Origin of the sequence: Bacillus sp. GMa5/1 (genome assembly GCF_050172015.1) — a bacterium.
In the GTDB taxonomy this organism is placed as follows: domain Bacteria; phylum Bacillota; class Bacilli; order Bacillales; family Bacillaceae_G; genus Bacillus_A; species Bacillus_A cereus.
This window is the reverse complement of the sequence record NZ_JBNLYC010000015.1, coordinates 33,586-58,339: the sequence shown is the minus strand read 5'-3', so window position 1 is coordinate 58,339 and position 24,754 is coordinate 33,586. Positions and strand designations below refer to the sequence as shown.

Genomic DNA, 24,754 nt, shown 5'->3' with positions numbered 1-24,754 from the left:
CTAAACACGAGTCAAATGACTCGTGTTTTTTCGTGTTTTCTTTTATAATCCATAGTAATTAAAAAAATGTGCTTAAATAATTACTATTTTGATTAAATGCAGGGGAATGTGGCTAGGATAGTGAATAAGCAAAAGAGTTGCAAATTTTATTAATACGTATATAATTAAAGTCAAAGATAGTCAAAGTCAATAAAGGTGGCGGATAAATGAGAAATATATCTGATATCATTGAGCAATATCTAAAGCAAGTTATTGACTTAAGTAATAATAATGTGATTGAAATCAAAAGAAATGAGATTGCGGATCGATTCGAGTGCGTACCATCTCAAATCAATTATGTAATCAATACCCGTTTTACATTAGAAAGAGGATTTGTAGTAGAAAGTAAACGTGGTGGAGGAGGTTACATTCGCATTATAAAAGTCAAACTGCATGATGATATAGACATTATTGATCAAATGCTTCATATGATTGATCATAGCGTTGCACAAGGGAATGCAGAGAGTATGATTATACGTTTATTAGAAGAGGGAATCATAACAGGCCGTGAAGCAAAACTAATGTTAAGTGTACTAGATCGTTCTGTATTATCAATGGATATTCCTTCTCGAGATGAACTTAGGGCTCGAATATTATGCGCAATGTTAAGAACACTGAAATATAAATAAATACAGCTTTTGTAAAAGAATGATAATTAAGATAGGGCAGTTAAATATTGTAGAAGTTTTGAAAAAGAGCATGTACTTTTATCTAAATGGATTAAGGAAAGAGGACAATCTAGTAATGTATGAAAAGTATCATGAGGTAGATCGTTCCTGTTGTAAAGGTGGGGATATTGATGACTTGTCAAAACTGTAATATAAGACCAGCAACTTTACATTATACAAAAGTAATCAACGAGAAGAAGGCGGAAGTTCATCTTTGTGAGCAATGTGCGGAGCAAAGTGGCTATACGCCTTTCTTTCAATCATCACAGTCTAACTTTTCATTTCATGATGTATTTGCTGGTTTATTACACGGTGAATCAACAATGTTTGGAGAAGGAAAAAACGGGTTTTCAAATACAAATACAGTAAGATGTCCAGGTTGTAAGATGACATATGAACATTTTACAAAGGTGGGACGCTTTGGTTGTGCTTCTTGTTACGATACATTTAAAGGACACTTAAACCCATTGTTAAAGCGACTTCATGGTGGACATACAGAACATTGTGGAAAAATTCCGGAACGAATGGAAGGAAATATCCACTTAAAGAAAGAATTAGATGAACTAAAACTTATTCTGAAACAATATGTACAGAATGAGGAGTTTGAGAAAGCTGCTGAGGTAAGAGATGAAATTCGAGGGCTTGAAACTCAGCTTAGTGAGCATAGAGAGGGGGAGTAGTTCTATGTCACTGGACAAAATTATGAATGAAGCGATTAGTCCATGGATGAAGGGGGATGGCCCTGATTCTGATATTGTTTTAAGTAGTCGAATTCGTTTGGCTCGTAATTTTAAGCAATATCAATTTTCTACTATGCAAAACGAAGAGGAAGCTCAAAAGGTTCAAGAATTATTTAAAAAGAAATTTATAAATAAAGCGGTAGAGCCCTTTGGGAAGTTTGGACTATTAAAAATGAATGAATTAACGCCTCTTCAAAGGAGAGTTTTAGTCGAAAAGCATTTAATTAGTCCAAATCTAGCAGGGACTGAATATGGAGCATGTCTGTTATCAGAAAGCGAACACATTAGTGTGATGCTTAATGAGGAAGACCACATTAGGATTCAGTGCCTATTTCCAGGACTACAGTTATCAAAGGCGCTTCAAAGCGCCAATCAAATAGATAATTGGATTGAGAAAGAGGTTGAATATGCTTTTGATGAATCACTTGGATATATTACGAGTTGTCCTACTAACGTTGGTACAGGATTAAGAGCTTCTGTAATGATTCATTTACCAGGGCTGGTTTTAACAAAAAGAATTAGCCGTATTATACAAGTAATTCAAAAATTAGGTTTAGTAGTAAGAGGAATATACGGTGAAGGTAGCGAAGCGTTAGGTAATATATTTCAAGTATCAAATCAAATGACGCTAGGGAAATCCGAAGAAGATATTATTGCAGATTTAAAGAGTGTCATGCAGCAAATTATACAACAAGAAAAATTGGCCAGAGAATTAATTGTACAAAATTCGAGTATTGAGCTTGAAGATAAGGTTTATCGTTCTTACGGTATACTAGCAAATAGTCGTTTAATTCAATCTGCAGAAGCGGCAACTTGCTTATCGGATGTACGACTTGGTATTGATCTAGGATATATAAAAGGTATATCGAGAAATATTTTGACTGAGCTAATGGTTCTTACGCAACCAGGTATTTTACAACAATACGCAGGAGGACCTTTAGGACCAGAAGAAAGAGATTATCGAAGAGCAACCTTAATCCGTGAGCGATTACGTATTGAAAAAAACTAAGCGCAAGTAGGAGGCGATTTCTATGATGTTTGGAAGATTTACAGAAAGAGCACAGAAAGTATTAGCTTTATCTCAAGAGGAAGCAATTCGCATTGGGCATAATAATATTGGAACAGAACATATTTTACTTGGGCTTGTACGCGAAGGTGAAGGAATTGCAGCAAAAGCGTTAATTGCTCTTGGATTGAGCCCGGAGAAAGTGCAAAAAGAGGTAGAAGCGTTAATTGGACGTGGAACAGAAGCTTCTCAAACTGTACATTATACACCTCGTGCTAAAAAAGTTATTGAATTGTCTATGGATGAAGCGCGTAAGCTAGGACATTCTTACGTTGGAACAGAACATATTTTACTTGGCTTAATCCGTGAAGGTGAAGGTGTAGCGGCACGTGTTTTAAATAATTTAGGCGTCAGCCTTAACAAAGCAAGACAACAAGTGTTACAACTTCTTGGAAGTAACGAAGCAAGTTCAGGTCACCAAGGTGGTTCATCGACAAATGCAAATACACCGACACTAGACAGTTTAGCGCGCGACTTAACAGTTGTTGCACGTGAGAATCGTTTGGATCCTGTTATTGGACGTAGTAAAGAAATTCAACGTGTAATTGAAGTGTTAAGCCGTAGAACAAAAAACAATCCAGTGTTAATTGGAGAGCCTGGTGTAGGTAAAACAGCAATTGCTGAAGGGTTAGCACAGCAAATCGTAAATAATGAAGTTCCTGAAACGTTAAGAGATAAGCGTGTTATGACACTAGATATGGGAACAGTGGTAGCTGGGACGAAATATCGTGGTGAGTTTGAAGATCGTTTAAAGAAAGTAATGGATGAAATACGTCAAGCAGGGAATATTATTCTATTTATTGATGAACTTCATACATTAATCGGTGCAGGTGGAGCAGAAGGTGCAATCGATGCATCAAATATTTTAAAACCATCTTTAGCACGCGGAGAATTACAATGTATTGGTGCGACAACTTTAGATGAGTATCGTAAATATATTGAAAAGGATGCAGCTTTAGAGAGACGTTTCCAGCCAATTCATGTTGATGAGCCGAGTCTAGAAGAATCAACTCAAATCTTGAAAGGTTTACGCGATCGTTATGAGGCCCATCACCGTGTGTCTATTACAGATGATGCAATTGATGCAGCTGTGAAACTTTCTGATCGTTATATTACGGATCGTTTCTTACCAGATAAAGCAATTGATTTAATTGATGAAGCTGCTTCAAAGGTTCGCTTACGTTCTTATACAACACCACCAAACTTAAAAGAGCTTGAAGTGAATCTTGAGGAAATTCGAAAAGAAAAAGATGCGGCTGTACAAAGTCAAGAGTTTGAAAAGGCTGCTTCCTTACGTGATATGGAACAACGCTTACGTGAGAAATTGGAAGATACAAAGCGTCAGTGGAAAGAACAACAAGGAAAAGAAAATTCAGAGGTTACGGTAGAAGATATTGCAAATGTCGTTTCTACATGGACACGTATCCCTGTTTCTAAACTTGCACAAACAGAGACTGATAAATTATTAAACTTAGAATCCATTCTTCATGATCGTGTCATCGGCCAGGATGAAGCGGTAGTGGCTGTAGCGAAAGCTGTTCGTCGTGCAAGAGCAGGACTGAAAGATCCGAAACGTCCAATTGGTTCATTTATTTTCTTAGGACCAACAGGTGTAGGTAAAACAGAATTAGCAAGAGCATTGGCAGAATCTATGTTCGGTGATGAGGATGCAATGATTCGCATTGATATGTCTGAGTATATGGAGAAACATTCAACTTCTCGCTTAGTTGGTTCTCCTCCAGGATATGTTGGGTATGAAGAAGGCGGACAATTAACAGAGAAGGTTCGTCGTAAGCCGTATTCAGTTGTCCTATTAGATGAAGTAGAGAAGGCGCATCCTGATGTATTTAATATTTTACTACAGGTATTGGAAGATGGTCGTTTAACTGATTCTAAAGGACGTACAGTTGACTTCCGTAATACGATTGTTATTATGACGTCTAACGTTGGTGCTGAGGCGTTAAAACGTAACAAACATCTTGGATTTAACGTACAAGATGAAAGCCGTGATTATTCGGATATGAAAGGTAAAGTAATGGATGAGCTGAAAAAGGCATTTCGTCCAGAATTCTTAAACCGTATTGATGAAATTATCGTATTCCATATGCTTGAGAAAAAACATATTCAAGAAATTGTGACTCTTATGGTAAATCAGTTAGTGAATCGCTTAAAAGAACAAGAAATTGAATTGCAATTAACAGAAGGGGCGATTGCAGCTATTGCTGATAAAGGGTTTGATCGTGAATATGGTGCTCGTCCACTACGTAGAGCAATTCAGAAGCATGTAGAAGATAGACTATCGGAAGAACTTTTAAAAGGTGCTATTGAGAAAGGACAAAAAGTTATCTTTGATGTAGAAGGGGAAACATTTGTCATTCATAGTGCTGAAAAGGTAAAATAAGTATAGACAAACTAAGAGGGCTACGAGATAGCCCTCTTTCTTGTACGAGAAGGTCAAATGTTTATAGATGAAAGCGAAGTGAAATATAAAAAGATATGGCTAAAAAGAAAACAAAATTCACATGTCAAGAGTGTGGTTATCAATCACCAAAATATATGGGTAAATGTCCAGGGTGTGGTCAATGGAATTCGCTTGTTGAAGAGATGGAACCCGTTGTATCATCCAGACGCCTAAATTATGCAAATGCAATTCAAACAGAAGTAACAAAACCAAGACGTCTTACAGAAGTAGAAACAAAGTCTGAGGCACGTATTGAAACAAAATTTCAGGAGTTTAACCGTGTACTAGGTGGCGGAATTGTAGATGGATCTTTAGTACTTATTGGTGGGGACCCTGGGATTGGAAAATCAACGTTATTATTACAGATTTCCTCGCAATTAGCAGATGCTTCATATGATGTATTGTATATATCAGGTGAGGAGTCAGCAAAGCAGATTAAACTTCGTGCAGATCGTTTACATGTAAATGGTAGTAATCTATTTGTTGTATCAGAGACAGATTTACAGCGTATTGCAGCACATATTGAAGAGATGAATCCTGCTTTTGTTGTTATTGATTCTATTCAAACGATACATTTACCTGAGGTGACATCAGCTCCTGGTAGCGTGGCGCAAGTACGTGAATGTACAGCAGAATTAATGAAACTTGCAAAAACAAAGGGAATCCCAATTTTCATCGTAGGACATGTGACAAAAGAAGGTGCAATTGCGGGGCCGCGTATGTTAGAACATATGGTCGATGCAGTTCTTTACTTTGAAGGAGATCGACACCATACATATCGTATTTTACGAGCTGTAAAGAATCGTTTTGGTTCTACGAATGAAATGGGTATCTTTGAAATGAAAGAACTTGGCCTTGCAGAAGTCTTAAATCCTTCTGAAATTTTCCTTGAGGAAAGACCAGTTGGAGTTGCAGGTTCAACAGTAGTTGCCTCAATGGAAGGAACAAGACCAGTTTTAGTAGAAATACAGGCATTAATTTCCCCTACTAGTTTTGGAAATCCTCGAAGAATGGCGACAGGAATTGATCATAATCGTGTCTCGCTTATTATGGCGGTACTAGAGAAAAGAACAGGTTTACTATTACAAAATCAAGATGCGTATTTAAAAGTAGCTGGTGGTTTGAAATTAGATGAACCGGCAATTGATTTAGCTGTTGCCTTAAGTATAGCTTCAAGTTTTAGAGATAAATCTACGGCACCAACTGATGCGGTAATAGGAGAAGTTGGATTAACTGGAGAAATAAGAAGAGTATCAAGAATCGAACAACGTGTACAAGAAGCAGCTAAATTAGGATTTCAACGTGCTATCATTCCTAGAAAAAATTTAGGGGGGTGGACAATTCCAGAGGGGATTGAGGTTGTGGGTGTTTCTAATTTAGGAGAAGCGCTTCGTTTGACATTAGGAGGCTAGGCTATGGAAGAAAATAAGCAACGTGTCAAAAGTATAATTAATATTTTACAGCTCGTGGCCCCGGGAACACCACTGCGCGAAGGGATAGATAATGTACTTCGTGCACAAACAGGGGGACTAATTGTTCTTGGGTATAATGAGCAGATTAAAAGCATTGTTGATGGTGGTTTTCATATTAATTGCGCATTCTCTCCTGCTAGTTTATATGAATTAGCAAAAATGGATGGAGCACTTATTTTAAATGAAACTGGAAGTAAAATTTTAATTGCAAACGCACAGTTAGTTCCGGATTCATCTATTGATTCTATTGAAACAGGTATGCGTCACCGAACAGCAGAGCGTGTAGCAAAGCAGACGGGCAGCCTTGTTGTGGCCATTTCACAAAGACGTAATGTAATTACGCTATATCAAGGGAACTTACGTTATACATTAAAAGATATAGGTGTCATTTTAACGAAGGCAAATCAAGCAATTCAAACGCTAGAAAAATATAAGGCTGTATGGAATGACGGCATTACGAATTTGGGTATTCTAGAATTTGAAGAGGTCGTTACAATGTCCGAGGTGGTTCACGTTTTACATAGTGTTGAAATGGTGCTGCGTATAAAAAATGAAATATTGAGCTATATTCATGAGTTAGGAACAGAAGGTAGGTTAATTCGTTTACAGCTTACAGAATTACTAGCTGATTTAGAGGCAGAGGCAGCATTGTTAATTAAAGATTATCACCAGGAGAAAACACAAGACCATCATCAAATCTTGAAAAAGTTACAAGATCTTGCAAATACACAACTTTTAGAGGATAGTGATTTAGTTAAATTACTTGGCTATCCAGGACAAACAAGCTTAGAAGAAAGTGTGACACCTAGAGGGTACCGAATCACAAGCAAGATTTCTCGTGTTCCGCCACTTATTATCGAGAATTTAATTAATCGATTTAAAACATTGCAAGGTGTTTGCCGAGCAACTATTAATGAATTGGATGATGTGGAAGGAATTGGAGAAGTGAGAGCGAAGAAAATACGAGAAGGTCTAAAAAGAATTCAAGAGCATCTCTATATGAGTAGACACAATTAAGAATATTACATTGATTCTATAATATAACGACACTAGAACATTTTTGGTATATGATATGATATATTGGTAAATAAAACTATTTACAAAAAAACACGTCCGCTTTTGCATTCGGCGTTTTGATTAGCGAAACAATGGTTAATAATGAGTAGGAGGTGGTTGGATGTTAAAACGGATTGTACAGCTCTTCTTTTTAGTGATCGGGGGAGCGTTAGGGATTTACTTAATCCCAAAAATTATTAATGTATTAGATATCGGTGCGGTTCCTTTGTTGGAAGGATCGTATGTTCGTGCAATTATTGGTGCAATTATTTTATTTTTAACAACATTTTGGCTTGTAGATTATATTGTTCAACTTATTAAGCATATTGAAGAGGCTCTTGTAAAGGCGCCTGTAGCAGATGTTTTATTTGGTACATTAGGATTAATCTCTGGTCTTATTGTTGCATATTTAATTTTGATACCAATTCGTGAATTTACAATTCCAGTTATTAGTACGGTGTTGCAAGTGTTCTTCACCCTTTTACTTGGATATTTAGGATTCCAAGTAGGGTTTAAAAAGAGGAATGAATTGCTAGGATTATTTACATTACCCCAACGCGGAGGTAAGAAGAAAAACAATAGTGAGAATGAAGAGGTAGAGGTCGAAGCAGAAAAATCTACGACTCATTGGAAAATTCTTGATACGAGTGTAATTATTGACGGACGTATTGCAGATATTTGCCAAACAAAGTTTTTAGAAGGAACAATTGTCATTCCGCAATTCGTATTAGAAGAGCTTCAGCATATTGCCGATTCTTCAGATGCTTTAAAGCGTAATCGTGGCCGCAGAGGGCTAGACATTTTAAATCGTATTCAAAAGGAGATGCCAATTCCGGTAGAAATTTATGAAGGCGATTTCGATGATATCCAAGAAGTAGATAGCAAGCTTGTAAAGTTGGCAAAAATCACTGGTGGAACTGTAGTAACAAACGATTTCAATTTAAACAAAGTTTCTGAATTACAAGGGGTTACGGTGTTAAACATTAATGATTTAGCTAATGCGATTAAACCAGTCGTACTCCCTGGTGAAGAATTAAGTGTTTATGTTGTGAAAGATGGTAAAGAACAGAATCAAGGTGTTGCATACTTAGATGATGGTACGATGATTGTAGTAGAAGATGGTAGAGAGTATGTGGGTTCACAACTTGATGTACTTGTTACTAGCGTATTACAAACATCGGCTGGTCGTATGATTTTCGCAAAACGTAAATTGCTAGAAAAAGCATTATAAGTAGAGGATTATTAATATGTATACATTAATTATTCCGGCAGCGGGCCAAGGGAAACGAATGGGTGCTGGTAAAAATAAGTTATTTTTACTTATAGATGAAGTACCAATTATTGTGCACACATTGCGTGCTTTTGAAAAAGATAAAGCGTGCAAAAGTATTATTATGGCAATTAACGAAGAAGAACGCCCGTATTTTGAAGAGTTGATGCAGAAGTACCAGATTGAAAAGCAGGTACAATTTATTCAGGGTGGAGCCGAAAGACAAGATAGCGTATATAACGCACTTCAGTATGCGAGTGGTGTCGAATATGTTCTTGTTCATGACGGGGCGCGCCCGTTCGTAACGAATAAAGTGATTCGCGATGTATTAACTGCAGCAGAAAAATATGGAGCTTCCATTTGTGCAGTGCCAGTAAAAGATACTGTTAAGAAAGTAGAGCAGGGTGTTGTTGTAGAAACGGTAGAGCGGTCTCAACTTAACGCTGTACAAACACCACAAGGATTCTCTGTTTCTCTTTTGCTAGAAGCTCATAGAAGCGCAAAGCAAAGTTGTTTTCTTGGAACAGATGATGCAAGTCTCGTAGAACGCGTTGGGAAGCAAGTTGGTGTAGTGGAGGGGAGTTACTATAATATTAAAGTGACGACTCCGGAAGATCTACTAATTGCTGAAAGTTTCCTTCGTGTTCAGAAGAAATAACGTTGATGATGTGTTAATAAAGAAAAGCTCGGCAACAGCCGGGCTTTTCTTTATAAGGATAGCGATATAATATAGAGTCATAAAGCTCAGTAGTTTAGCTTAAGGAGGAAGTAAGGATGTTTCGAATTGGACAAGGTTTTGATGTACATGAATTTGCGGAAGGGCGTCCGTTGATTATCGGTGGAATTACAATTCCACACGAGAAAGGATTAATTGGTCATTCAGATGCAGATGTATTGTTACATACGATTGCTGATGCATGTTTAGGTGCGATTGCAGCAGGAGATATCGGAAAGCATTTTCCTGATACAGACCCAGCTTTTAAAGATGCAGATTCAGCTGTATTGTTACAAAAAGTTTGGGAATTTGTGCGTGAACAAGGTTACGAGTTAGGAAATTTAGATTGTACAATTATTGCTCAAAAACCAAAAATGGCACCACATATTGAGAGCATGCGTAAGCGCATTAGTGAACTGTTAGAAACGTCTATCAATAACATTAATGTAAAGGCAACAACAACAGAAAAATTAGGATTTACAGGTAGAGAAGAAGGGATTGCTTCTCAAGCGGTTGTTTTATTACAGAAAAAATAATGGTTTTTAATTCGTAAGATGGATAATCACATTTTTTTGGTGTACAATTATAGAATGTGTTGACATTAAGAATGGAAGGTGTACCAATTATGGAAAAGCAAGTGAGAGTGCGCTACGCGCCAAGTCCAACAGGACACTTACATATCGGAAATGCGCGTACGGCATTATTTAATTATTTATTTGCTCGTCATTTAGATGGCAAATTTATTATTCGTATTGAAGATACTGATGTAAAACGTAACGTGGCTGGTGGAGAAGAAAGCCAATTAAAATACTTGAAATGGCTCGGTATGGACTGGGATGAAGGTGTTGATGTTGGTGGTGAATTTGGACCATATCGCCAAACAGAGCGTTTAGATATTTATAAAAAATTATATGAAGATTTATTAGAGCGTGGTCTAGCTTATAAATGTTATATGACAGAAGAAGAGCTAGAAGCAGAGCGTGAAGGACAAATCGCTCGCGGTGAAACACCTCGTTACGCAGGTAACCACCGTGAATTAACTGAAGAACAAGTGAAAGAATTTGAAGCTGAGGGACGTATTCCAAGTATTCGTTTCCGTGTACCAGCTGATCGTGACTACACATTCAAAGATATTGTAAAAGATGAAGTTGCGTTCCATTCAAATGATTTCGGTGATTTTGTTATTGTGAAAAAAGATGGAATTCCAACTTATAACTTTGCAGTAGCAGTAGATGATCATCTAATGGAAATTACACATGTACTTCGTGGTGATGATCATATTTCAAATACACCGAAACAAATGATGATTTATGAAGCTTTCGGCTGGGATATTCCACAATTCGGTCATATGACTCTAATTGTTAATGAAAGTCGTAAAAAGTTAAGTAAGCGTGATGAATCTATTATTCAATTTATTGAGCAATATAAAGAGCTTGGGTATCTTCCAGAAGCAATCTTTAACTTTATTGCACTACTAGGTTGGTCTCCGGTAGGAGAAGAAGAAATCTTCTCTAAAGATGAGTTTATCAAAATGTTCGATGCAGCTCGTTTATCAAAATCACCTGCATTATTTGATTCTCAAAAACTAAAATGGATGAACAACCAGTATATGAAAAAGCAAGATTTAGATACGGTTGTAGAGTTAAGCTTACCGCATTTAGTGAAAGCTGGACGTGTGGGAGAAACTTTAAGCGAACAAGACCAAGCTTGGATTCGTGATGTAATTGCTTTATACCATGAACAAATGAGTTTTGGAGCTGAAATTGTAGAGCTTTCTGAAATGTTCTTTAAAGATCATGTTGATTATGAAGAAGAAGGACAAGAAGTATTAAATGGTGAACAAGTACCTGAAGTACTTCGTGCATTTGCTGGTCAAATAGAAGCTCTAGAAGCAATGGAGCCAGCAGCAATTAAGGCAGCGATTAAAGCAGTTCAAAAGGAAACAGGACATAAAGGTAAAAATTTATTTATGCCAATCCGTGTTGCAACTACAGGACAAACGCATGGTCCAGAGCTTCCGAATGCTATTGCACTTCTTGGAAAAGAAAAAGTTTTAAATCGTCTTCAAAAAGTAATTGGTTAACATTTTCTAGGTTTAGAAATATAATAAGTATACCTAAAACCTAATAAGGAAAAGCGACGAGAAGGAGAAGTAGAAAATCAGGCTTTTTACAGAGAGAACCACCTTTAGGCTGGGAGTGGTTTATAAGCGGATTTTTGAAATGCCCCTTCGAGTCTTCTGCTGAACAGCGAATTGCTTCGTGGGATGTCTTAGGCCGCAAAGTAAGCAGAAGCGGTGTACACCGTTATCATGGATGAGTTTGAGGCTTTTTTAAGCCTAAACAGAGTGGAACCGCGCTTAAAAGGCGTCTCTGTCAATATGACAGAGACGCCTTTTTTTTATACCGTGTAAATAGGTATGAATATAGAATTTATCTCCTTATATAAAGAATTAGGGGAGAAGTGATGAGTTAGGGGAGTTCGTTCGACAAAAAAGCAGCCCATAAAGGGGAGGGAACACCGATGTTTAAGAGGCTTCGGGAAGATATTGAAGTCGTTTTTGAACAGGATCCAGCGGCAAGAGGTTATTTCGAAGTCATTTTAACTTACTCTGGATTACATGCAGTTTGGGCCCATCGAATTGCACATGCTTTTTATAAAAGAAATTTTTTCTTTCTTGCACGTTTTGTTTCACAAGTGAGCCGCTTTTTTACTGGCATTGAGATCCATCCAGGAGCAACTATTGGTCGACGCTTTTTTATAGATCATGGAATGGGAGTTGTAATTGGAGAAACTTGTGAAATTGGTGATAATGTAACGATTTATCAAGGGGTTACATTAGGTGGTACAGGAAAAGAAAAAGGGAAGAGGCACCCAACAATTCAGGATAATGTATTAATTGCGACGGGTGCTAAAGTTCTTGGGTCTATTACTGTGGGAGAGAATTCTAAAATCGGAGCAGGGTCTGTCGTATTAAAAGAAGTTCCTGCACATTCTACAGTTGTAGGTATACCTGGCCGTGTCGTTATTCAAAATGGAGTAAAGATTGGTCAAGAATTAAATCACTCTGACCTTCCAGATCCGATTTTTGATAAATTAAAGGCTATGGAAGTAGAACTTGATAAATTGAAGAAACAATTGGAATTAAAGGTAGAAAGGAAGGATAAAAATGACTATTCACATTTATAATACGTTAACACGTCAAAAAGAAGAGTTTGTTCCATTAGAAGAAAATAAGGTAAAGATGTATGTATGCGGACCTACAGTTTATAACTACATTCATATTGGGAATGCAAGACCTCCTATGGTATTCGATACAGTGCGTCGTTATTTAGAATACAAAGGATACGATGTGCAATATGTATCTAACTTTACGGACGTAGATGATAAATTAATTAAAGCGGCAAATGAATTAGGTGAAGATGTACCAACGATTGCTGATCGTTTTGTTGAAGCGTACTTTGAAGATGTAACAGCACTAGGTTGCAAACACGCAACAGTTCATCCTCGTGTAACAGAAAATATGGATATCATTATTGAATTTATTCAAGAACTTGTGAATAAAGGGTATGCATATGAATCAGAGGGTGATGTGTACTTTAAGACGAAGGAATTCGAAGGTTACGGTAAATTATCACATCAACCAATCGCAGATTTACGTCACGGTGCTCGTATTGAGGTAGGGGAAAAGAAACAAGACCCTCTTGATTTTGCTTTATGGAAAGCTGCGAAAGAAGGAGAAATCTTCTGGGAAAGCCCTTGGGGGCAAGGACGTCCAGGATGGCATATTGAATGCTCAGCAATGGCGCGTAAGTACTTAGGGGATACAATTGACATTCATGCTGGTGGGCAAGACTTGGCGTTCCCGCATCATGAAAATGAAATTGCGCAGTCAGAGGCATTGACTGGAAAAACGTTTGCACGTTACTGGATGCATAATGGATATATTAATATTAACAATGAGAAGATGTCTAAATCGCTGGGTAACTTTATTTTAGTTCACGATATTATTAAGCAATACGACCCGCAGTTAATTAGATTCTTTATGTTATCAGTACACTATCGTCACCCGATTAACTTTAGTGAAGAGTTATTACAAAGTACGAATAATGGACTGGAAAGAATTAAAACAGCTTATGGAAACTTAAAGCATCGTATGGAGAGTAGTACGGATTTAACGGACCATAATGAGAAATGGTTAGCTGAAATAGAGAAATTCCAGACTGCATTTGAAGAGGCAATGAATGATGATTTTAACACTGCAAATGCAATTACCGAATTATACAACGTAGCAAATCATGCAAATCAATATTTACTTGAAGAACATACATCTAAAGTTGTGATTGAAGCATACGTAAAACAACTGGAAACGTTATTTGATATTTTAGGATTAGAATTATCAAAAGAAGAATTACTGGATGAAGAAATTGAAGAGCTTATCCAAAAGCGCATTGAAGCTCGTAAAAATCGCGATTTCGCATTGTCTGATCAAATTCGTGACGATTTAAAAGAACGTAATATTATTTTAGAAGATACCGCTCAAGGTACAAGATGGAAAAGAGGATAAGGATGATTGATGCAAAGCAATTAAACAGCTTGGCGTTAGCGTATATGGGTGATGCGGTATATGAACAATATATCCGCTATCACCTCCTTCAAAAAGGAAAAGTTCGCCCTAATCAATTACATCGCTTAGGGACGAGCTTTGTTTCAGCAAAAGCACAGGCGAAAGTTGTTTATCATTTATTAGAGACGGCATTTTTGACAGAGGAAGAAGAGGCGGTATTAAGAAGAGGGCGTAATGCAAATTCAGGTACAGTTCCGAAAAATACGGATGTACAAACATATCGACATAGTACAGCCTTTGAAGCACTAATTGGTTATCATCATTTATTAAATAATCGTGAAAGATTAGATGAAATTGTATATAAGGCAATTGCAGTTTTAGAAGAAAAGGAAGGGGGCACATCATCATGACTAGTGAATATATTATCGGACGTAACCCTGTAATTGAAGCGTTAAGATCAGGGAGAGATATTAATAAAATTTGGATCGCAGAAGGTGCTGCCAAAGGACAAGTACAAATTGTACTAGCGTTAGCGAAAGAAAATAAGATTATTTTACAACATGCACCAAAGAAAAAGTTAGATCAATTAGTTGAGGGTAATCATCAAGGTGTAATTGCTCAAGTAGCTGCATATCAGTATGCAGAGTTAGAAGATTTATTCAAAGTGGCAGAAAAACGTAATGAAGATCCGTTCTTCTTGATTTTAGATGAGATTGAAGATCCGCATAACCTAGGTTCTATTATGCGTACTGCTGATGCAACAGGAGCTCATGGAATTATTATTCCGAAGAGAAGAGCTGTGGGACTTACCGCATCAGTTGCGAAAGCATCAACAGGAGCGATTGAATACATTCCTGTTGCGCGCGTAACAAACTTATCTCGTACAATTGATGAATTAAAAGAGCGTGGACTTTGGATTGCTGGTACAGATGCCAAAGGGAAAACGGATTACCGTAATTTAGATGGTACAATGCCGATTGGATTAGTAATTGGTAGTGAAGGAAAAGGTATGAGTCGTATTATTGGTGAAAAGTGTGATTTCTTAATCACTCTACCGATGGTTGGTAAAGTTACATCCTTAAATGCTTCAGTAGCCGCAAGTTTGTTAATGTATGAGGTATATCGTAAACGTCACGAAATTGGTAAATAAAAAATGAACGATATTTTAATCGTTGACGGCTACAACATTATCGGAGCTTGGGGAGATTTGAAGAAACTGCGGGATGTAGATTTACAATCATCAAGAGATGCGCTTATTGATAAGATGGCGGATTATCAAGGTTATACAGGCACAAAAGTGATGATAGTCTTTGATGCCTATACAGTCCATGGTATTGAAAAAAAGATGAAACAATCTCGTGTAGAAGTAATATTCACACGAAAGAATCAAACTGCAGACGAAAAGATAGAGCAACTTGCGATAGAGCTTAGAAATATAAATACACAAATATATGTTGCGACTTCTGATTATACAGAACAATGGGTTATATTTGCGCAAGGTGCCCTTCGAAAATCTGCGCGTGAATTAGAGTTGGAAGTACAAGCAATGGAACAACAAGTAAGAAGGCGTACAAAAGACGCGAAAGAACAGCAGCCCGCCATGCGAAAGATATTTAGTAAGGATATTACAGAAAAATTAGAAAAATTAAGAAGAGGAGAGCGTTGAAGCATTGACGCTCTTTATCTTTTTACTGTATAATATTGCTAAATAAATAGCGGTCGGAGGGATCAAGGTGGAAGCAGGCTTCGTAAGTATAGGCGACGTTACATTTCGTGATTTAGAGGATGAGGCAATCGTTGAGTTAGTTCGAAAAGGTAATACTGACGCTCTAGAATATTTAATTCACAAGTATAAGAACTTTGTTCGTGCGAAATCAAGATCTTACTTTTTAGTGGGTGCCGATCGAGAAGACATTGTTCAAGAAGGTATGATAGGGTTGTTTAAAGCAATTCGTGATTATAAAGAGGACAAGCTGTCTTCATTCAAAGCATTTGCTGAACTATGTATCACTCGACAAATTATTACCGCTATTAAAACGGCAACAAGACAAAAACATATTCCTTTAAATTCGTATGTGTCTTTAGATAAGCCGATTTACGATGAGGAATCTGATCGAACGTTATTGGATGTTATTTCTGAAGCGAAGGTGACTGATCCTGAAGAGATGATCATTAGCCAGGAAGAATATACAGACATAGAATCAAAAATATCTGAATTATTAAGCGATTTAGAAAGAAAAGTGCTTTCTTTATATTTAGATGGTCGTTCTTATCAAGAGATTTCAGAACAGTTAAACAGGCATGTGAAATCTATTGATAACGCTTTACAAAGAGTAAAGAGGAAATTGGAACGATATATGGAAATGAGAGAAAGTACAACTTTAAATTCATAAGAAGTAACAAGTGCTGCAGGTGTAAAATAAATCACCTGTTTTCTTTTGTAGAGAGTACAAAATGCATGTCATTGACATTATCTTTTATTGTATGATACATTTTTAGGGACATAATGTTACAAGGTTGGTGTAACTAATGAGGAAAAAAGTTGTACTCTCATGTGAAGAGTGTAAAAATCGAAACTACTCTACTATGAAAGATACGAGCTCAATAGAGCGACTTGAAATAAAAAAGTTTTGTAAAACATGCAATCAGCATACAGTTCACAAGGAAACAAAATAAATAATTGAAATAATACACTGGAGGTCCCGCAGATGCGTTTAACGAACTTTTTCGGCGATGTAGGTCGCGAAATGAAAAAAGTAAGTTGGCCTAAAAAAGATGAATTACTCCGCTCAACAGCGACTGTTGTTGCTACAGTTGTGTTCTTTGCGATTTTCTTCGCAGTAGTTGATATGGGCATTTCTTCTTTAATTCGGTTAATTCTTGGTTAATTCTTGAATAAGAAGCACTTATCCATGATATAATGTTATTTATAAGAACTGTGTAAAAGCCCGGTGAACGGGTTTTTTCATTTGCGCAAAAAAATGTACGTCAGGGAGGGAAGGACGCTCGTCCTAAATGAATGGAAAAAAGTTGGTATGTTGTCCATACTTATTCTGGATATGAAAATAAAGTAAAAGCAAACCTAGAGAAACGTGTAGAATCAATGGGTATGCAAGATAAAATTTTCCGTGTTGTTGTCCCGGAAGAAGTAGAAGTAGAAATGAAAAACGGAAAAGAAAAATTAATGAAAAGAAAAGTGTTCCCAGGTTATGTATTAGTAGAATTAATCATGACTGATGACTCTTGGTATGTTGTACGTAACACGCCGGGTGTAACTGGGTTCGTTGGTTCTTCTGGTTCTGGATCTAAACCATCACCTCTATTAGAAGAGGAAGTTGTTACCATTATGAAACATATGGGAATGGACAACGAAGTGGTTGATTTCGACTTTGAACTTCATGAGACAGTACGTGTAAATGAGGGGCCATTCGCAGATTATACAGGTGCTATTGAAGAAATTGATGTGGAGAAGAAAAAGGTTAGCGTGCTTGTGGATATGTTTGGTCGCGAGACTCCAGTTGAACTTGACTTCCATCAAATTGAAAAATTATAAAATGAAACTTGAAATGAATTGTAAAAAGTGATAATATCTTTTAAGTCAGTACGTCTTCGTTATCGGAGACGTTTTTTGAAAGATTTTATCCTTACAGATAAAATATGACGTGGGAGGGCAAATCACTGTCCAATTGACCACATCACGGACTTAAGGAGGTGTGTCTCGTGGCTAAAAAGGTAATTAAAATGGTAAAGCTTCAAATTCCTGCAGGTAAAGCTAACCCAGCTCCACCAGTTGGTCCAGCATTAGGACAAGCAGGTGTTAACATCATGGGCTTCTGTAAAGAGTTTAACGCTCGTACAGCAGATCAAGCTGGTCTTATCATCCCTGTTGAAATTACGGTATTTGAGGACCGTTCATTCACTTTCATTACTAAAACTCCTCCTGCTGCTGTTCTTCTTAAGAAAGTAGCTGGTATTGAGTCTGGTTCTGGTGAACCAAACCGTAATAAAGTGGCAACTGTTAAGCGTGATAAAGTACGCGAAATCGCTGAAACTAAAATGCCTGACCTAAACGCTGCTAGCGTAGAAGCTGCAATGCGTATGGTTGAAGGTACTGCACGCAGTATGGGCATCGTTATCGAAGACTAATTCGATTTGTTTTTAAAAAAAGGTTGCGGGTCTGGAATTCCAATTCGCAACCTTTATTATCGTAAATGATTATCGTTTTTAAATAAATGGATGGCGCTCATCCTCAGGTTATACCTGAAAACAGGCGTAAACGTGGGAGGTTATTCCGCTAAAACCACATTCGAGGAGGAAATAAAAATGGCTAAAAGAGGTAAAAAGTACGTAGAAGCTGCAAAGCTTGTTGATCGTGCAGCTGCTTACTCTGCAACAGAAGCAGTAGAATTAGTAAAGAAAACAAACACAGCTAAATTTGATGCAACTGTAGAAGCTGCATTCCGTTTAGGTGTTGACCCTAAGAAAGCTGACCAACAAATCCGTGGTGCAGTTGTTCTTCCACACGGTACTGGTAAAGTACAACGTGTATTAGTATTTGCTAAAGGTGAAAAAGCTAAAGAAGCTGAAGCTGCTGGAGCTGACTTCGTAGGCGATACTGATTACATCGGTAAAATCCAACAAGGTTGGTTCGATTTCGATGTAGTAGTAGCAACTCCTGACATGATGGGTGAAGTTGGTAAACTTGGTCGCGTATTAGGACCTAAAGGTTTAATGCCAAACCCTAAAACTGGAACAGTTACTTTCGATGTAACTAAAGCTGTTAACGAAATCAAAGCTGGTAAAGTTGAATACCGCGTTGATAAAGCTGGTAACATCCACGTTCCAATCGGTAAAGTATCTTTCGAAGATGCTAAATTAGTAGAAAACTTCAAAACAATTGCTGACACTTTACAAAAAGTTAAGCCAGCTGCTGCAAAAGGTACTTACATGAAGAACGTAACAGTTGCTTCTACAATGGGACCTGGCGTACGTGTAGACGTTTCTACATTAGCGTAAATTTTGGAAGTTGACTTCATAAAGAAGTTTTAATATAATCATTTATGTTGTGAATTTAATTAGTGTACCGTAGACAGTAGGTGTCAATAGACTTAATTTCCTACCTAGGTGTTAATATACGAAGCGGAATCTTTTTTCTGTGACTATATGCCTCCATGTCTACAAGTTGGGCATGGAGGTTTTTAGTGCACTTTCGGTACATCTTCTATATAATCTACAGGAGGTGTAATAACATGAGCAAAGTAATCGAAACTAAACAACAAGTTGTAACTGAAATCGCGGACAAACTTCGCGCTAGTAAATCTACAATCGTTGTTGACTACCGTGGTTTAACAGTTTCTGAAGCAACAGAATTACGTAAGCAATTACGTGAAGCTGGCGTTGAGTTCAAAGTTTACAAAAACTCTCTAACTCGTCGTGCTGCAGAATCTGCTGAAATGGCTGAGTTAAATGAATTCTTAACAGGACCAAACGCAATCGCGTTCAGTAACGAGGATGTAGTTGCTCCTGCGAAAGTATTAAACGACTTCGCTAAAGATCATGAAGCTTTAGAAATTAAAGCGGGCGTAATCGAAGGTAAACTTGTAACACTTGATGAGGTTAAAGCAATCGCTACTCTTCCATCACGTGAAGGCTTACTTTCTATGCTTCTTAGCGTTCTTCAAGCTCCAATCCGTAACCTTGCACTTGCTACTAAAGCAGTTGCAGACCAAAAGGAAGAGCAAGGCGCTTAATTTTTTAAAAGATAATTACGTATTATCGATAAAACAATACAAACCTATTTAAGGGAGGATATTTACAATGACTAAAGAACAAATCATTGAAGCAGTTAAATCTATGACTGTATTAGAACTTAACGACTTAGTAAAAGCTATCGAGGAAGAATTCGGCGTAACTGCTGCTGCTCCTGTAGCTGTTGCTGGTGGCGCTGGAGAAGCTGCTGCTGAGAAAACTGAATTTGATGTGGAACTAACTAGCGCTGGTGCACAAAAAATCAAAGTTATCAAAGTTGTTCGTGAAATCACTGGTCTTGGCTTAAAAGAAGCTAAAGAATTAGTTGACAACACTCCAAAAGTAATTAAAGAAGCTGCTGCTAAAGAAGAAGCTGAAGAAATCAAAGCTAAACTTGAAGAAGTTGGCGCTGCTGTAGAAGTTAAGTAATTAACTTTTGATGCTTTAAAAAAAGCTCGCTCTCATGCGAGCTTTTTTTTTAACTGTAAAGAAAAGAGGTGGCCATATGGCAGACCATTATTTTTCTAACGACCCTTCTAGTAAAAGTGATCGTAAGCGATGGGAGTTTGCCCTTCGTGGATCTCGATTCACTTTCTTATCTGACCATGGGGTGTTCTCGAAAAACGAAGTGGACTTTGGTTCCCGTCTTTTAATTGAAGCGTTTCAAATGCCAGATATTAAAGGTGATATATTAGACGTAGGTTGCGGATACGGTCCTATTGGTTTGTCGTTAGCGAAAGAGTTTCAAGGTCGTGAAGTTCACATGGTGGATGTGAACGAGAGGGCACTTGGGCTTGCGAAAGAAAACGCCGCTAATAACAAAATCGAGAATATACGTATTTTTCAAAGTAGCGTCTATGAAAATGTAGATGGTAAGTATGCTGCTATTCTATCTAACCCTCCAATTCGTGCGGGTAAAGATATCGTACATGAGATTTTAGAAAAAGCTGTGGAGTATTTAGTTCCAGATGGAGAGCTTTGGATTGTTATTCAAAAGAAACAAGGTGCACCGTCTGCGCTAAAAAAACTAGAAGAAGTATTTTCTGAAGTTGAGGTTGTAGAAAAGAAAAAAGGATATTATATCATAAAATCAAAAAAACGTTGACGGTTATTTTTGGCTATGTTAACATTATACAATGCCAATATATGATTTTCTGCGTTGAGAAAGATGTATATTTTTGTTTCTCTTGGAAAAGATAGTAAAATCAGCAGATTATGAAACAGAATGATGGTTTTCTTATAGAAGCCATTTTTCTTTTTTGAGCAGGTAGAAAGACTCAACGTATTTATCTTTAAGAGAAAGAGACTACGCTAATAGCAGTAGTTGTATTTATTTGTGATTTTGCACAAATTTTTTTGTGCATTTATAATACTCATGATTTGAGGGGTGAAGCAGTTGACAGGTCAACTAGTTCAATACGGACGCCACCGCCAACGAAGAAGTTATGCCCGTATTAGTGAAGTATTAGAGTTACCAAATCTTATCGAAATTCAAACCTCTTCTTATCAGTGGTTTCTTGATGAGGGTTTGCGAGAAATGTTCCAAGACATTTCTCCGATTGAAGACTTTACGGGAAATCTATCGCTTGAATTTATCGACTACAGCTTAGGTGAACCTAAATACTCTGTAGACGAATGCAAAGAGCGTGATGTGACGTATGCAGCACCACTTCGTGTAAAAGTGCGTCTAATCAACAAGGAAACTGGTGAAGTAAAAGAACAAGATGTGTTCATGGGAGATTTCCCACTCATGACAGAGACTGGAACATTCGTAATTAACGGTGCAGAACGTGTTATCGTTTCCCAGTTAGTTCGCTCTCCAAGCGTATACTATAGTGGCAAAGTGGATAAAAACGGAAAACGTGGTTTTACTGCTACTGTAATTCCAAACCGCGGAGCTTGGTTAGAGTATGAGACAGATGCTAAGGATGTTGTATATGTGCGTATTGACCGTACGCGTAAACTTCCTGTAACTGTTTTGTTACGCGCATTAGGGTTTGGCTCTGATCAAGAAATCACCGAGCTTTTAGGTGATAACGAATACTTAAGCAACACATTAGAAAAAGACAACACAGATAGCACAGAAAAAGCATTGCTTGAAATTTATGAGCGTCTACGTCCTGGTGAACCACCAACAGTAGAAAATGCTAAGAGCTTACTTGTGTCTCGTTTCTTCGATCCAAAGCGCTATGATTTAGCAAATGTAGGTCGCTATAAGATCAACAAGAAGTTACACATTAAAAACAGATTGTTTAATCAACGTTTAGCTGAAACATTAGTGGATCCAGAAACTGGTGAAATTTTAGCGGCAGAAGGAACAATCTTAGATCGTCGTACACTTGATCGCATTTTACCTTACTTAGAGAAAAACATTGGATTCAAAACAGCGAAACCAATGGGTGGAGTGGTAGAAGGCGATGTTGAGCTGCAATCTATTAAGATTTATGCTCCTGAGTCGGAAGGCGAACGCGTAATTAATGTAATTGGTAATGCAAACATTACTCGTGATGTGAAACACATCACACCAGGTGATATCCTTGCTTCTATCAGTTACTTCTTCAACCTACTATACAAAGTAGGGGATACAGATGATATTGACCATTTAGGAAACCGTCGTCTGCGTTCTGTTGGAGAACTATTACAAAATCAATTCCGTATCGGTCTTTCTCGTATGGAACGTGTTGTTCGTGAGAGAATGTCGATCCAAGATACAAATGCGATTACACCACAGGCACTAATTAATATTCGTCCTGTTATTGCATCTATTAAAGAGTTCTTCGGAAGTTCTCAGTTATCTCAGTTTATGGACCAAACAAACCCATTAGCAGAGTTAACTCACAAACGAAGACTATCTGCATTAGGACCTGGTGGTTTAACGCGTGAGCGCGCAGGCTTTGAAGTGCGTGACGTTCATTACTCTCACTACGGTCGTATGTGTCCGATTGAAACACCAGAGGGACCAAACATCGGTTTGATTAACTCATTATCTTCGTTCGCGAAAGTAAATGAGTTTGGTTTCATTGAAACACCATACCGTCGTGTTGACCCAGAAACTGGTCTTGTAACAGGGCATGTTGATTACTTAACAGCAGATGAAGAAGATAATTATGTTGTAGCCCAAGCGAATATGAAATTATCTGACGAAGGTGAATTCCTAAGTGAAGATATCGTAGCTCGTTTCCGTGGTGAAAACATTGTCACAAATAGAGAACGCATCGACTACATGGATGTATCTCCAAAACAAGTAGTGTCGGCAGCGACAGCTTGTATTCCGTTCTTAGAAAACGATGACTCTAACCGCGCACTTATGGGAGCGAACATGCAACGTCAGGCGGTTCCGTTAATGAATCCGGAATCTCCGATTGTAGGTACAGGTATGGAGTACGTATCAGCAAAAGACTCAGGTGCTGCAGTAATCTGTAAACATCCTGGTGTTGTTGAGCGCGTAGAAGCACGTGAAGTTTGGGTACGTCGCTATGTAGAAGTTGACGGTCAAACAGTAAAAGGCGACTTAGATCGCTACAAAATGCAAAAATTCATTCGTTCTAACCAAGGAACTTGTTACAACCAACGTCCAATCGTAAGTGTTGGAAATGAAGTTGTAAAAGGTGAAATCCTTGCGGATGGTCCTTCTATGGAATTAGGTGAACTAGCACTTGGACGTAACGTGCTTGTTGGCTTCATGACTTGGGACGGTTATAACTACGAGGATGCGATCATCATGAGTGAGCGCCTTGTAAAAGATGATGTGTACACTTCTATTCATATTGAAGAATATGAATCAGAAGCTCGTGATACGAAGCTTGGACCAGAAGAAATTACACGTGACATTCCAAACGTTGGGGAAGACGCATTACGTAACCTTGACGAGCGCGGTATCATTCGCGTTGGTGCTGAAGTAAAAGATGGAGATTTACTTGTTGGTAAAGTAACACCTAAAGGTGTAACAGAATTAACAGCTGAAGAACGTCTATTACATGCTATCTTTGGAGAAAAAGCGCGTGAAGTACGTGATACATCACTACGTGTACCACACGGTGGTGGCGGTATTATCTTAGACGTAAAAGTATTCAACCGTGAAGATGGCGATGAATTGCCACCAGGCGTGAATCAACTTGTACGTGCATATATCGTTCAAAAACGTAAAATTTCTGAAGGTGACAAGATGGCCGGACGTCACGGTAACAAAGGTGTTATTTCTCGTATTTTACCAGAAGAAGATATGCCTTACTTACCAGACGGTACGCCAATCGATATCATGTTAAACCCATTAGGGGTACCATCTCGTATGAATATCGGTCAGGTATTAGAGCTTCATCTTGGTATGGCAGCAAGATACCTTGGCATTCACATTGCAACACCAGTATTCGATGGTGCTCGTGAGGAAGATGTTTGGGGCACAATTGAAGAAGCTGGTATGGCAAATGACGCGAAAACAATCCTGTATGACGGACGTACTGGTGAACCATTCGATAACCGCGTATCTGTTGGTGTCATGTATATGATCAAACTTGCGCACATGGTTGACGATAAACTTCATGCTCGTTCTACTGGACCATACTCACTTGTAACGCAGCAACCTCTTGGAGGTAAAGCTCAGTTCGGTGGACAGCGTTTCGGTGAGATGGAGGTTTGGGCACTTGAAGCTTACGGTGCTGCTTATACTCTTCAAGAAATCTTAACAGTGAAGTCTGATGATGTTGTTGGACGTGTTAAGACTTATGAAGCAATTGTTAAAGGCGAAAATGTTCCAGAACCAGGCGTTCCTGAATCATTCAAAGTATTGATTAAAGAGCTGCAAAGTTTAGGTATGGACGTTAAAATGATGTCTAGCGACGATACAGAAATTGAAATGCGTGATACAGAAGATGACGATGATCATCAATCAGCAGATAAATTGAATGTCGAAGTTGAGACAACTAAGGAATAATTGGGATAACCTGTAGACTAAA

25 protein-coding genes and 2 other annotated features are annotated in these 24,754 nt (G+C 37.9%); all 25 genes read left to right on the top strand.

From position 1 onward, the window contains the following. Positions 1-206: 206 nt before the first annotated feature. On the top strand, positions 207-668 hold the full coding sequence (ctsR, locus tag ACQGSG_RS06475; protein WP_001244565.1) for a transcriptional regulator CtsR: 462 nt from the start codon (positions 207-209) through the stop codon (positions 666-668). A gap of 170 nt (positions 669-838) precedes the next feature. Beyond that, positions 839-1,387 (top strand): UvrB/UvrC motif-containing protein, encoded by a 549-nt coding sequence (locus ACQGSG_RS06470; RefSeq protein ID WP_097814229.1) that lies wholly within the window; start codon positions 839-841, stop codon positions 1,385-1,387. Between the two features lie 4 nt (positions 1,388-1,391). Continuing rightward, on the top strand, positions 1,392-2,456 hold the full coding sequence (locus ACQGSG_RS06465) for a protein arginine kinase (RefSeq protein WP_000050842.1): 1,065 nt from the start codon (positions 1,392-1,394) through the stop codon (positions 2,454-2,456). A 22-nt stretch (positions 2,457-2,478) separates the two neighbouring features. Then, complete coding sequence (gene clpC / locus ACQGSG_RS06460; protein ID WP_000971187.1) at positions 2,479-4,914, top strand: ATP-dependent protease ATP-binding subunit ClpC; 2,436 nt, start codon at positions 2,479-2,481, stop codon at positions 4,912-4,914. A 95-nt stretch (positions 4,915-5,009) separates the two neighbouring features. Next, the gene (gene radA, locus ACQGSG_RS06455) at positions 5,010-6,386 is read left to right on the top strand and encodes a DNA repair protein RadA (protein ID WP_001085202.1); all 1,377 of its coding nucleotides are present in this window, start codon (positions 5,010-5,012) and stop codon (positions 6,384-6,386) included. A 3-nt stretch (positions 6,387-6,389) separates the two neighbouring features. Continuing rightward, positions 6,390-7,463 carry a DNA integrity scanning diadenylate cyclase DisA gene (disA, locus tag ACQGSG_RS06450; protein WP_000392158.1) on the top strand — a complete coding sequence of 358 codons (1,074 nt, stop codon included), beginning with the start codon at positions 6,390-6,392 and terminating at the stop codon, positions 7,461-7,463. Between the two features lie 160 nt (positions 7,464-7,623). After that, a complete protein-coding gene (locus tag ACQGSG_RS06445) occupies positions 7,624-8,733 on the top strand; it encodes a PIN/TRAM domain-containing protein (RefSeq protein ID WP_000919677.1) in 1,110 nt (369 codons plus the stop codon). 16 nt (positions 8,734-8,749) lie between these two features. Further along, complete coding sequence (ispD, locus tag ACQGSG_RS06440) at positions 8,750-9,430, top strand: 2-C-methyl-D-erythritol 4-phosphate cytidylyltransferase (protein ID WP_000288286.1); 681 nt, start codon at positions 8,750-8,752, stop codon at positions 9,428-9,430. 116 nt (positions 9,431-9,546) lie between these two features. After that, complete coding sequence (gene ispF / locus ACQGSG_RS06435) at positions 9,547-10,023, top strand: 2-C-methyl-D-erythritol 2,4-cyclodiphosphate synthase (protein ID WP_000488388.1); 477 nt, start codon at positions 9,547-9,549, stop codon at positions 10,021-10,023. 89 nt (positions 10,024-10,112) lie between these two features. Then, on the top strand, positions 10,113-11,570 hold the full coding sequence (gene gltX / locus ACQGSG_RS06430; protein WP_000415143.1) for a glutamate--tRNA ligase: 1,458 nt from the start codon (positions 10,113-10,115) through the stop codon (positions 11,568-11,570). 47 nt (positions 11,571-11,617) lie between these two features. Then, positions 11,618-11,864: a binding site (T-box leader), on the top strand. Positions 11,865-12,010: 146 nt separating this feature from the next. Beyond that, positions 12,011-12,676: a serine O-acetyltransferase gene (gene cysE, locus ACQGSG_RS06425; RefSeq protein WP_000476497.1), complete on the top strand. Its 666-nt coding sequence runs from the start codon at positions 12,011-12,013 to the stop codon at positions 12,674-12,676. Beyond that, the gene (cysS, locus tag ACQGSG_RS06420; RefSeq protein WP_000152276.1) at positions 12,657-14,054 is read left to right on the top strand and encodes a cysteine--tRNA ligase; all 1,398 of its coding nucleotides are present in this window, start codon (positions 12,657-12,659) and stop codon (positions 14,052-14,054) included. The genes cysE and cysS overlap by 20 nt, the downstream gene beginning before the upstream one ends. Positions 14,055-14,056: 2 nt before the next feature. After that, on the top strand, positions 14,057-14,464 hold the full coding sequence (locus ACQGSG_RS06415; protein ID WP_000564261.1) for a Mini-ribonuclease 3: 408 nt from the start codon (positions 14,057-14,059) through the stop codon (positions 14,462-14,464). After that, entirely contained in the window at positions 14,461-15,204 is a 744-nt protein-coding gene (gene rlmB / locus ACQGSG_RS06410) for a 23S rRNA (guanosine(2251)-2'-O)-methyltransferase RlmB (RefSeq protein WP_000200237.1), read from the top strand. Before ACQGSG_RS06415 ends, rlmB begins: the two co-directional genes overlap by 4 nt. A gap of 3 nt (positions 15,205-15,207) precedes the next feature. After that, complete coding sequence (locus ACQGSG_RS06405; RefSeq protein ID WP_000997880.1) at positions 15,208-15,720, top strand: NYN domain-containing protein; 513 nt, start codon at positions 15,208-15,210, stop codon at positions 15,718-15,720. A gap of 67 nt (positions 15,721-15,787) precedes the next feature. Beyond that, entirely contained in the window at positions 15,788-16,447 is a 660-nt protein-coding gene (locus ACQGSG_RS06400) for an RNA polymerase sporulation sigma factor SigH (protein ID WP_000387193.1), read from the top strand. A gap of 136 nt (positions 16,448-16,583) precedes the next feature. Then, a complete protein-coding gene (gene rpmG, locus ACQGSG_RS06395) occupies positions 16,584-16,730 on the top strand; it encodes a 50S ribosomal protein L33 (RefSeq protein ID WP_014481927.1) in 147 nt (48 codons plus the stop codon). Positions 16,731-16,762: 32 nt separating this feature from the next. Then, entirely contained in the window at positions 16,763-16,942 is a 180-nt protein-coding gene (gene secE, locus ACQGSG_RS06390) for a preprotein translocase subunit SecE (protein WP_001241323.1), read from the top strand. A gap of 131 nt (positions 16,943-17,073) precedes the next feature. Further along, positions 17,074-17,607 (top strand): transcription termination/antitermination protein NusG, encoded by a 534-nt coding sequence (gene nusG / locus ACQGSG_RS06385; protein WP_000415794.1) that lies wholly within the window; start codon positions 17,074-17,076, stop codon positions 17,605-17,607. 167 nt (positions 17,608-17,774) lie between these two features. Further along, the gene (rplK, locus tag ACQGSG_RS06380) at positions 17,775-18,200 is read left to right on the top strand and encodes a 50S ribosomal protein L11 (protein ID WP_001085872.1); all 426 of its coding nucleotides are present in this window, start codon (positions 17,775-17,777) and stop codon (positions 18,198-18,200) included. Positions 18,201-18,377: 177 nt separating this feature from the next. Then, a complete protein-coding gene (rplA, locus tag ACQGSG_RS06375) occupies positions 18,378-19,070 on the top strand; it encodes a 50S ribosomal protein L1 (RefSeq protein WP_001987630.1) in 693 nt (230 codons plus the stop codon). Positions 19,071-19,119: 49 nt separating this feature from the next. Further along, positions 19,120-19,264, top strand: a sequence feature (ribosomal protein L10 leader region). A 39-nt stretch (positions 19,265-19,303) separates the two neighbouring features. Further along, positions 19,304-19,804, top strand: coding sequence for a 50S ribosomal protein L10 (gene rplJ, locus ACQGSG_RS06370; protein WP_000048716.1), 501 nt, complete (start codon positions 19,304-19,306; stop codon positions 19,802-19,804). A gap of 67 nt (positions 19,805-19,871) precedes the next feature. Next, positions 19,872-20,231 (top strand): 50S ribosomal protein L7/L12, encoded by a 360-nt coding sequence (gene rplL, locus ACQGSG_RS06365; protein WP_000159736.1) that lies wholly within the window; start codon positions 19,872-19,874, stop codon positions 20,229-20,231. Positions 20,232-20,307: 76 nt separating this feature from the next. Further along, positions 20,308-20,907 (top strand): class I SAM-dependent methyltransferase, encoded by a 600-nt coding sequence (locus ACQGSG_RS06360; protein ID WP_000763262.1) that lies wholly within the window; start codon positions 20,308-20,310, stop codon positions 20,905-20,907. Between the two features lie 291 nt (positions 20,908-21,198). After that, on the top strand, positions 21,199-24,732 hold the full coding sequence (gene rpoB, locus ACQGSG_RS06355) for a DNA-directed RNA polymerase subunit beta (RefSeq protein WP_000147553.1): 3,534 nt from the start codon (positions 21,199-21,201) through the stop codon (positions 24,730-24,732). Positions 24,733-24,754 lie beyond the last annotated feature (22 nt).

What these genes read in the sequence shown, in the direction of transcription:
- ispF (WP_000488388.1), top strand. Translation starts at nt 9,547, where the DNA reads ATGTTTCGAATTGGACAAGGTTTTGATGTACATGAATTTGCGGAAGGG.
- ACQGSG_RS06470 (WP_097814229.1), top strand. Translation starts at nt 839, where the DNA reads ATGACTTGTCAAAACTGTAATATAAGACCAGCAACTTTACATTATACA.
- nusG (WP_000415794.1), top strand. Translation starts at nt 17,074, where the DNA reads ATGGAAAAAAGTTGGTATGTTGTCCATACTTATTCTGGATATGAAAAT.
- ctsR (WP_001244565.1), top strand. Translation starts at nt 207, where the DNA reads ATGAGAAATATATCTGATATCATTGAGCAATATCTAAAGCAAGTTATT.
- ACQGSG_RS06445 (WP_000919677.1), top strand. Translation starts at nt 7,624, where the DNA reads ATGTTAAAACGGATTGTACAGCTCTTCTTTTTAGTGATCGGGGGAGCG.
- ACQGSG_RS06415 (WP_000564261.1), top strand. Translation starts at nt 14,057, where the DNA reads ATGATTGATGCAAAGCAATTAAACAGCTTGGCGTTAGCGTATATGGGT.
- secE (WP_001241323.1), top strand. Translation starts at nt 16,763, where the DNA reads ATGCGTTTAACGAACTTTTTCGGCGATGTAGGTCGCGAAATGAAAAAA.
- ispD (WP_000288286.1), top strand. Translation starts at nt 8,750, where the DNA reads ATGTATACATTAATTATTCCGGCAGCGGGCCAAGGGAAACGAATGGGT.
- gltX (WP_000415143.1), top strand. Translation starts at nt 10,113, where the DNA reads ATGGAAAAGCAAGTGAGAGTGCGCTACGCGCCAAGTCCAACAGGACAC.
- ACQGSG_RS06405 (WP_000997880.1), top strand. Translation starts at nt 15,208, where the DNA reads ATGAACGATATTTTAATCGTTGACGGCTACAACATTATCGGAGCTTGG.
- rplJ (WP_000048716.1), top strand. Translation starts at nt 19,304, where the DNA reads ATGAGCAAAGTAATCGAAACTAAACAACAAGTTGTAACTGAAATCGCG.
- rplA (WP_001987630.1), top strand. Translation starts at nt 18,378, where the DNA reads ATGGCTAAAAGAGGTAAAAAGTACGTAGAAGCTGCAAAGCTTGTTGAT.
- ACQGSG_RS06360 (WP_000763262.1), top strand. Translation starts at nt 20,308, where the DNA reads ATGGCAGACCATTATTTTTCTAACGACCCTTCTAGTAAAAGTGATCGT.
- rlmB (WP_000200237.1), top strand. Translation starts at nt 14,461, where the DNA reads ATGACTAGTGAATATATTATCGGACGTAACCCTGTAATTGAAGCGTTA.
- rpmG (WP_014481927.1), top strand. Translation starts at nt 16,584, where the DNA reads ATGAGGAAAAAAGTTGTACTCTCATGTGAAGAGTGTAAAAATCGAAAC.
- ACQGSG_RS06465 (WP_000050842.1), top strand. Translation starts at nt 1,392, where the DNA reads ATGTCACTGGACAAAATTATGAATGAAGCGATTAGTCCATGGATGAAG.
- radA (WP_001085202.1), top strand. Translation starts at nt 5,010, where the DNA reads ATGGCTAAAAAGAAAACAAAATTCACATGTCAAGAGTGTGGTTATCAA.
- cysE (WP_000476497.1), top strand. Translation starts at nt 12,011, where the DNA reads ATGTTTAAGAGGCTTCGGGAAGATATTGAAGTCGTTTTTGAACAGGAT.
- rplL (WP_000159736.1), top strand. Translation starts at nt 19,872, where the DNA reads ATGACTAAAGAACAAATCATTGAAGCAGTTAAATCTATGACTGTATTA.
- clpC (WP_000971187.1), top strand. Translation starts at nt 2,479, where the DNA reads ATGATGTTTGGAAGATTTACAGAAAGAGCACAGAAAGTATTAGCTTTA.
- disA (WP_000392158.1), top strand. Translation starts at nt 6,390, where the DNA reads ATGGAAGAAAATAAGCAACGTGTCAAAAGTATAATTAATATTTTACAG.
- cysS (WP_000152276.1), top strand. Translation starts at nt 12,657, where the DNA reads ATGACTATTCACATTTATAATACGTTAACACGTCAAAAAGAAGAGTTT.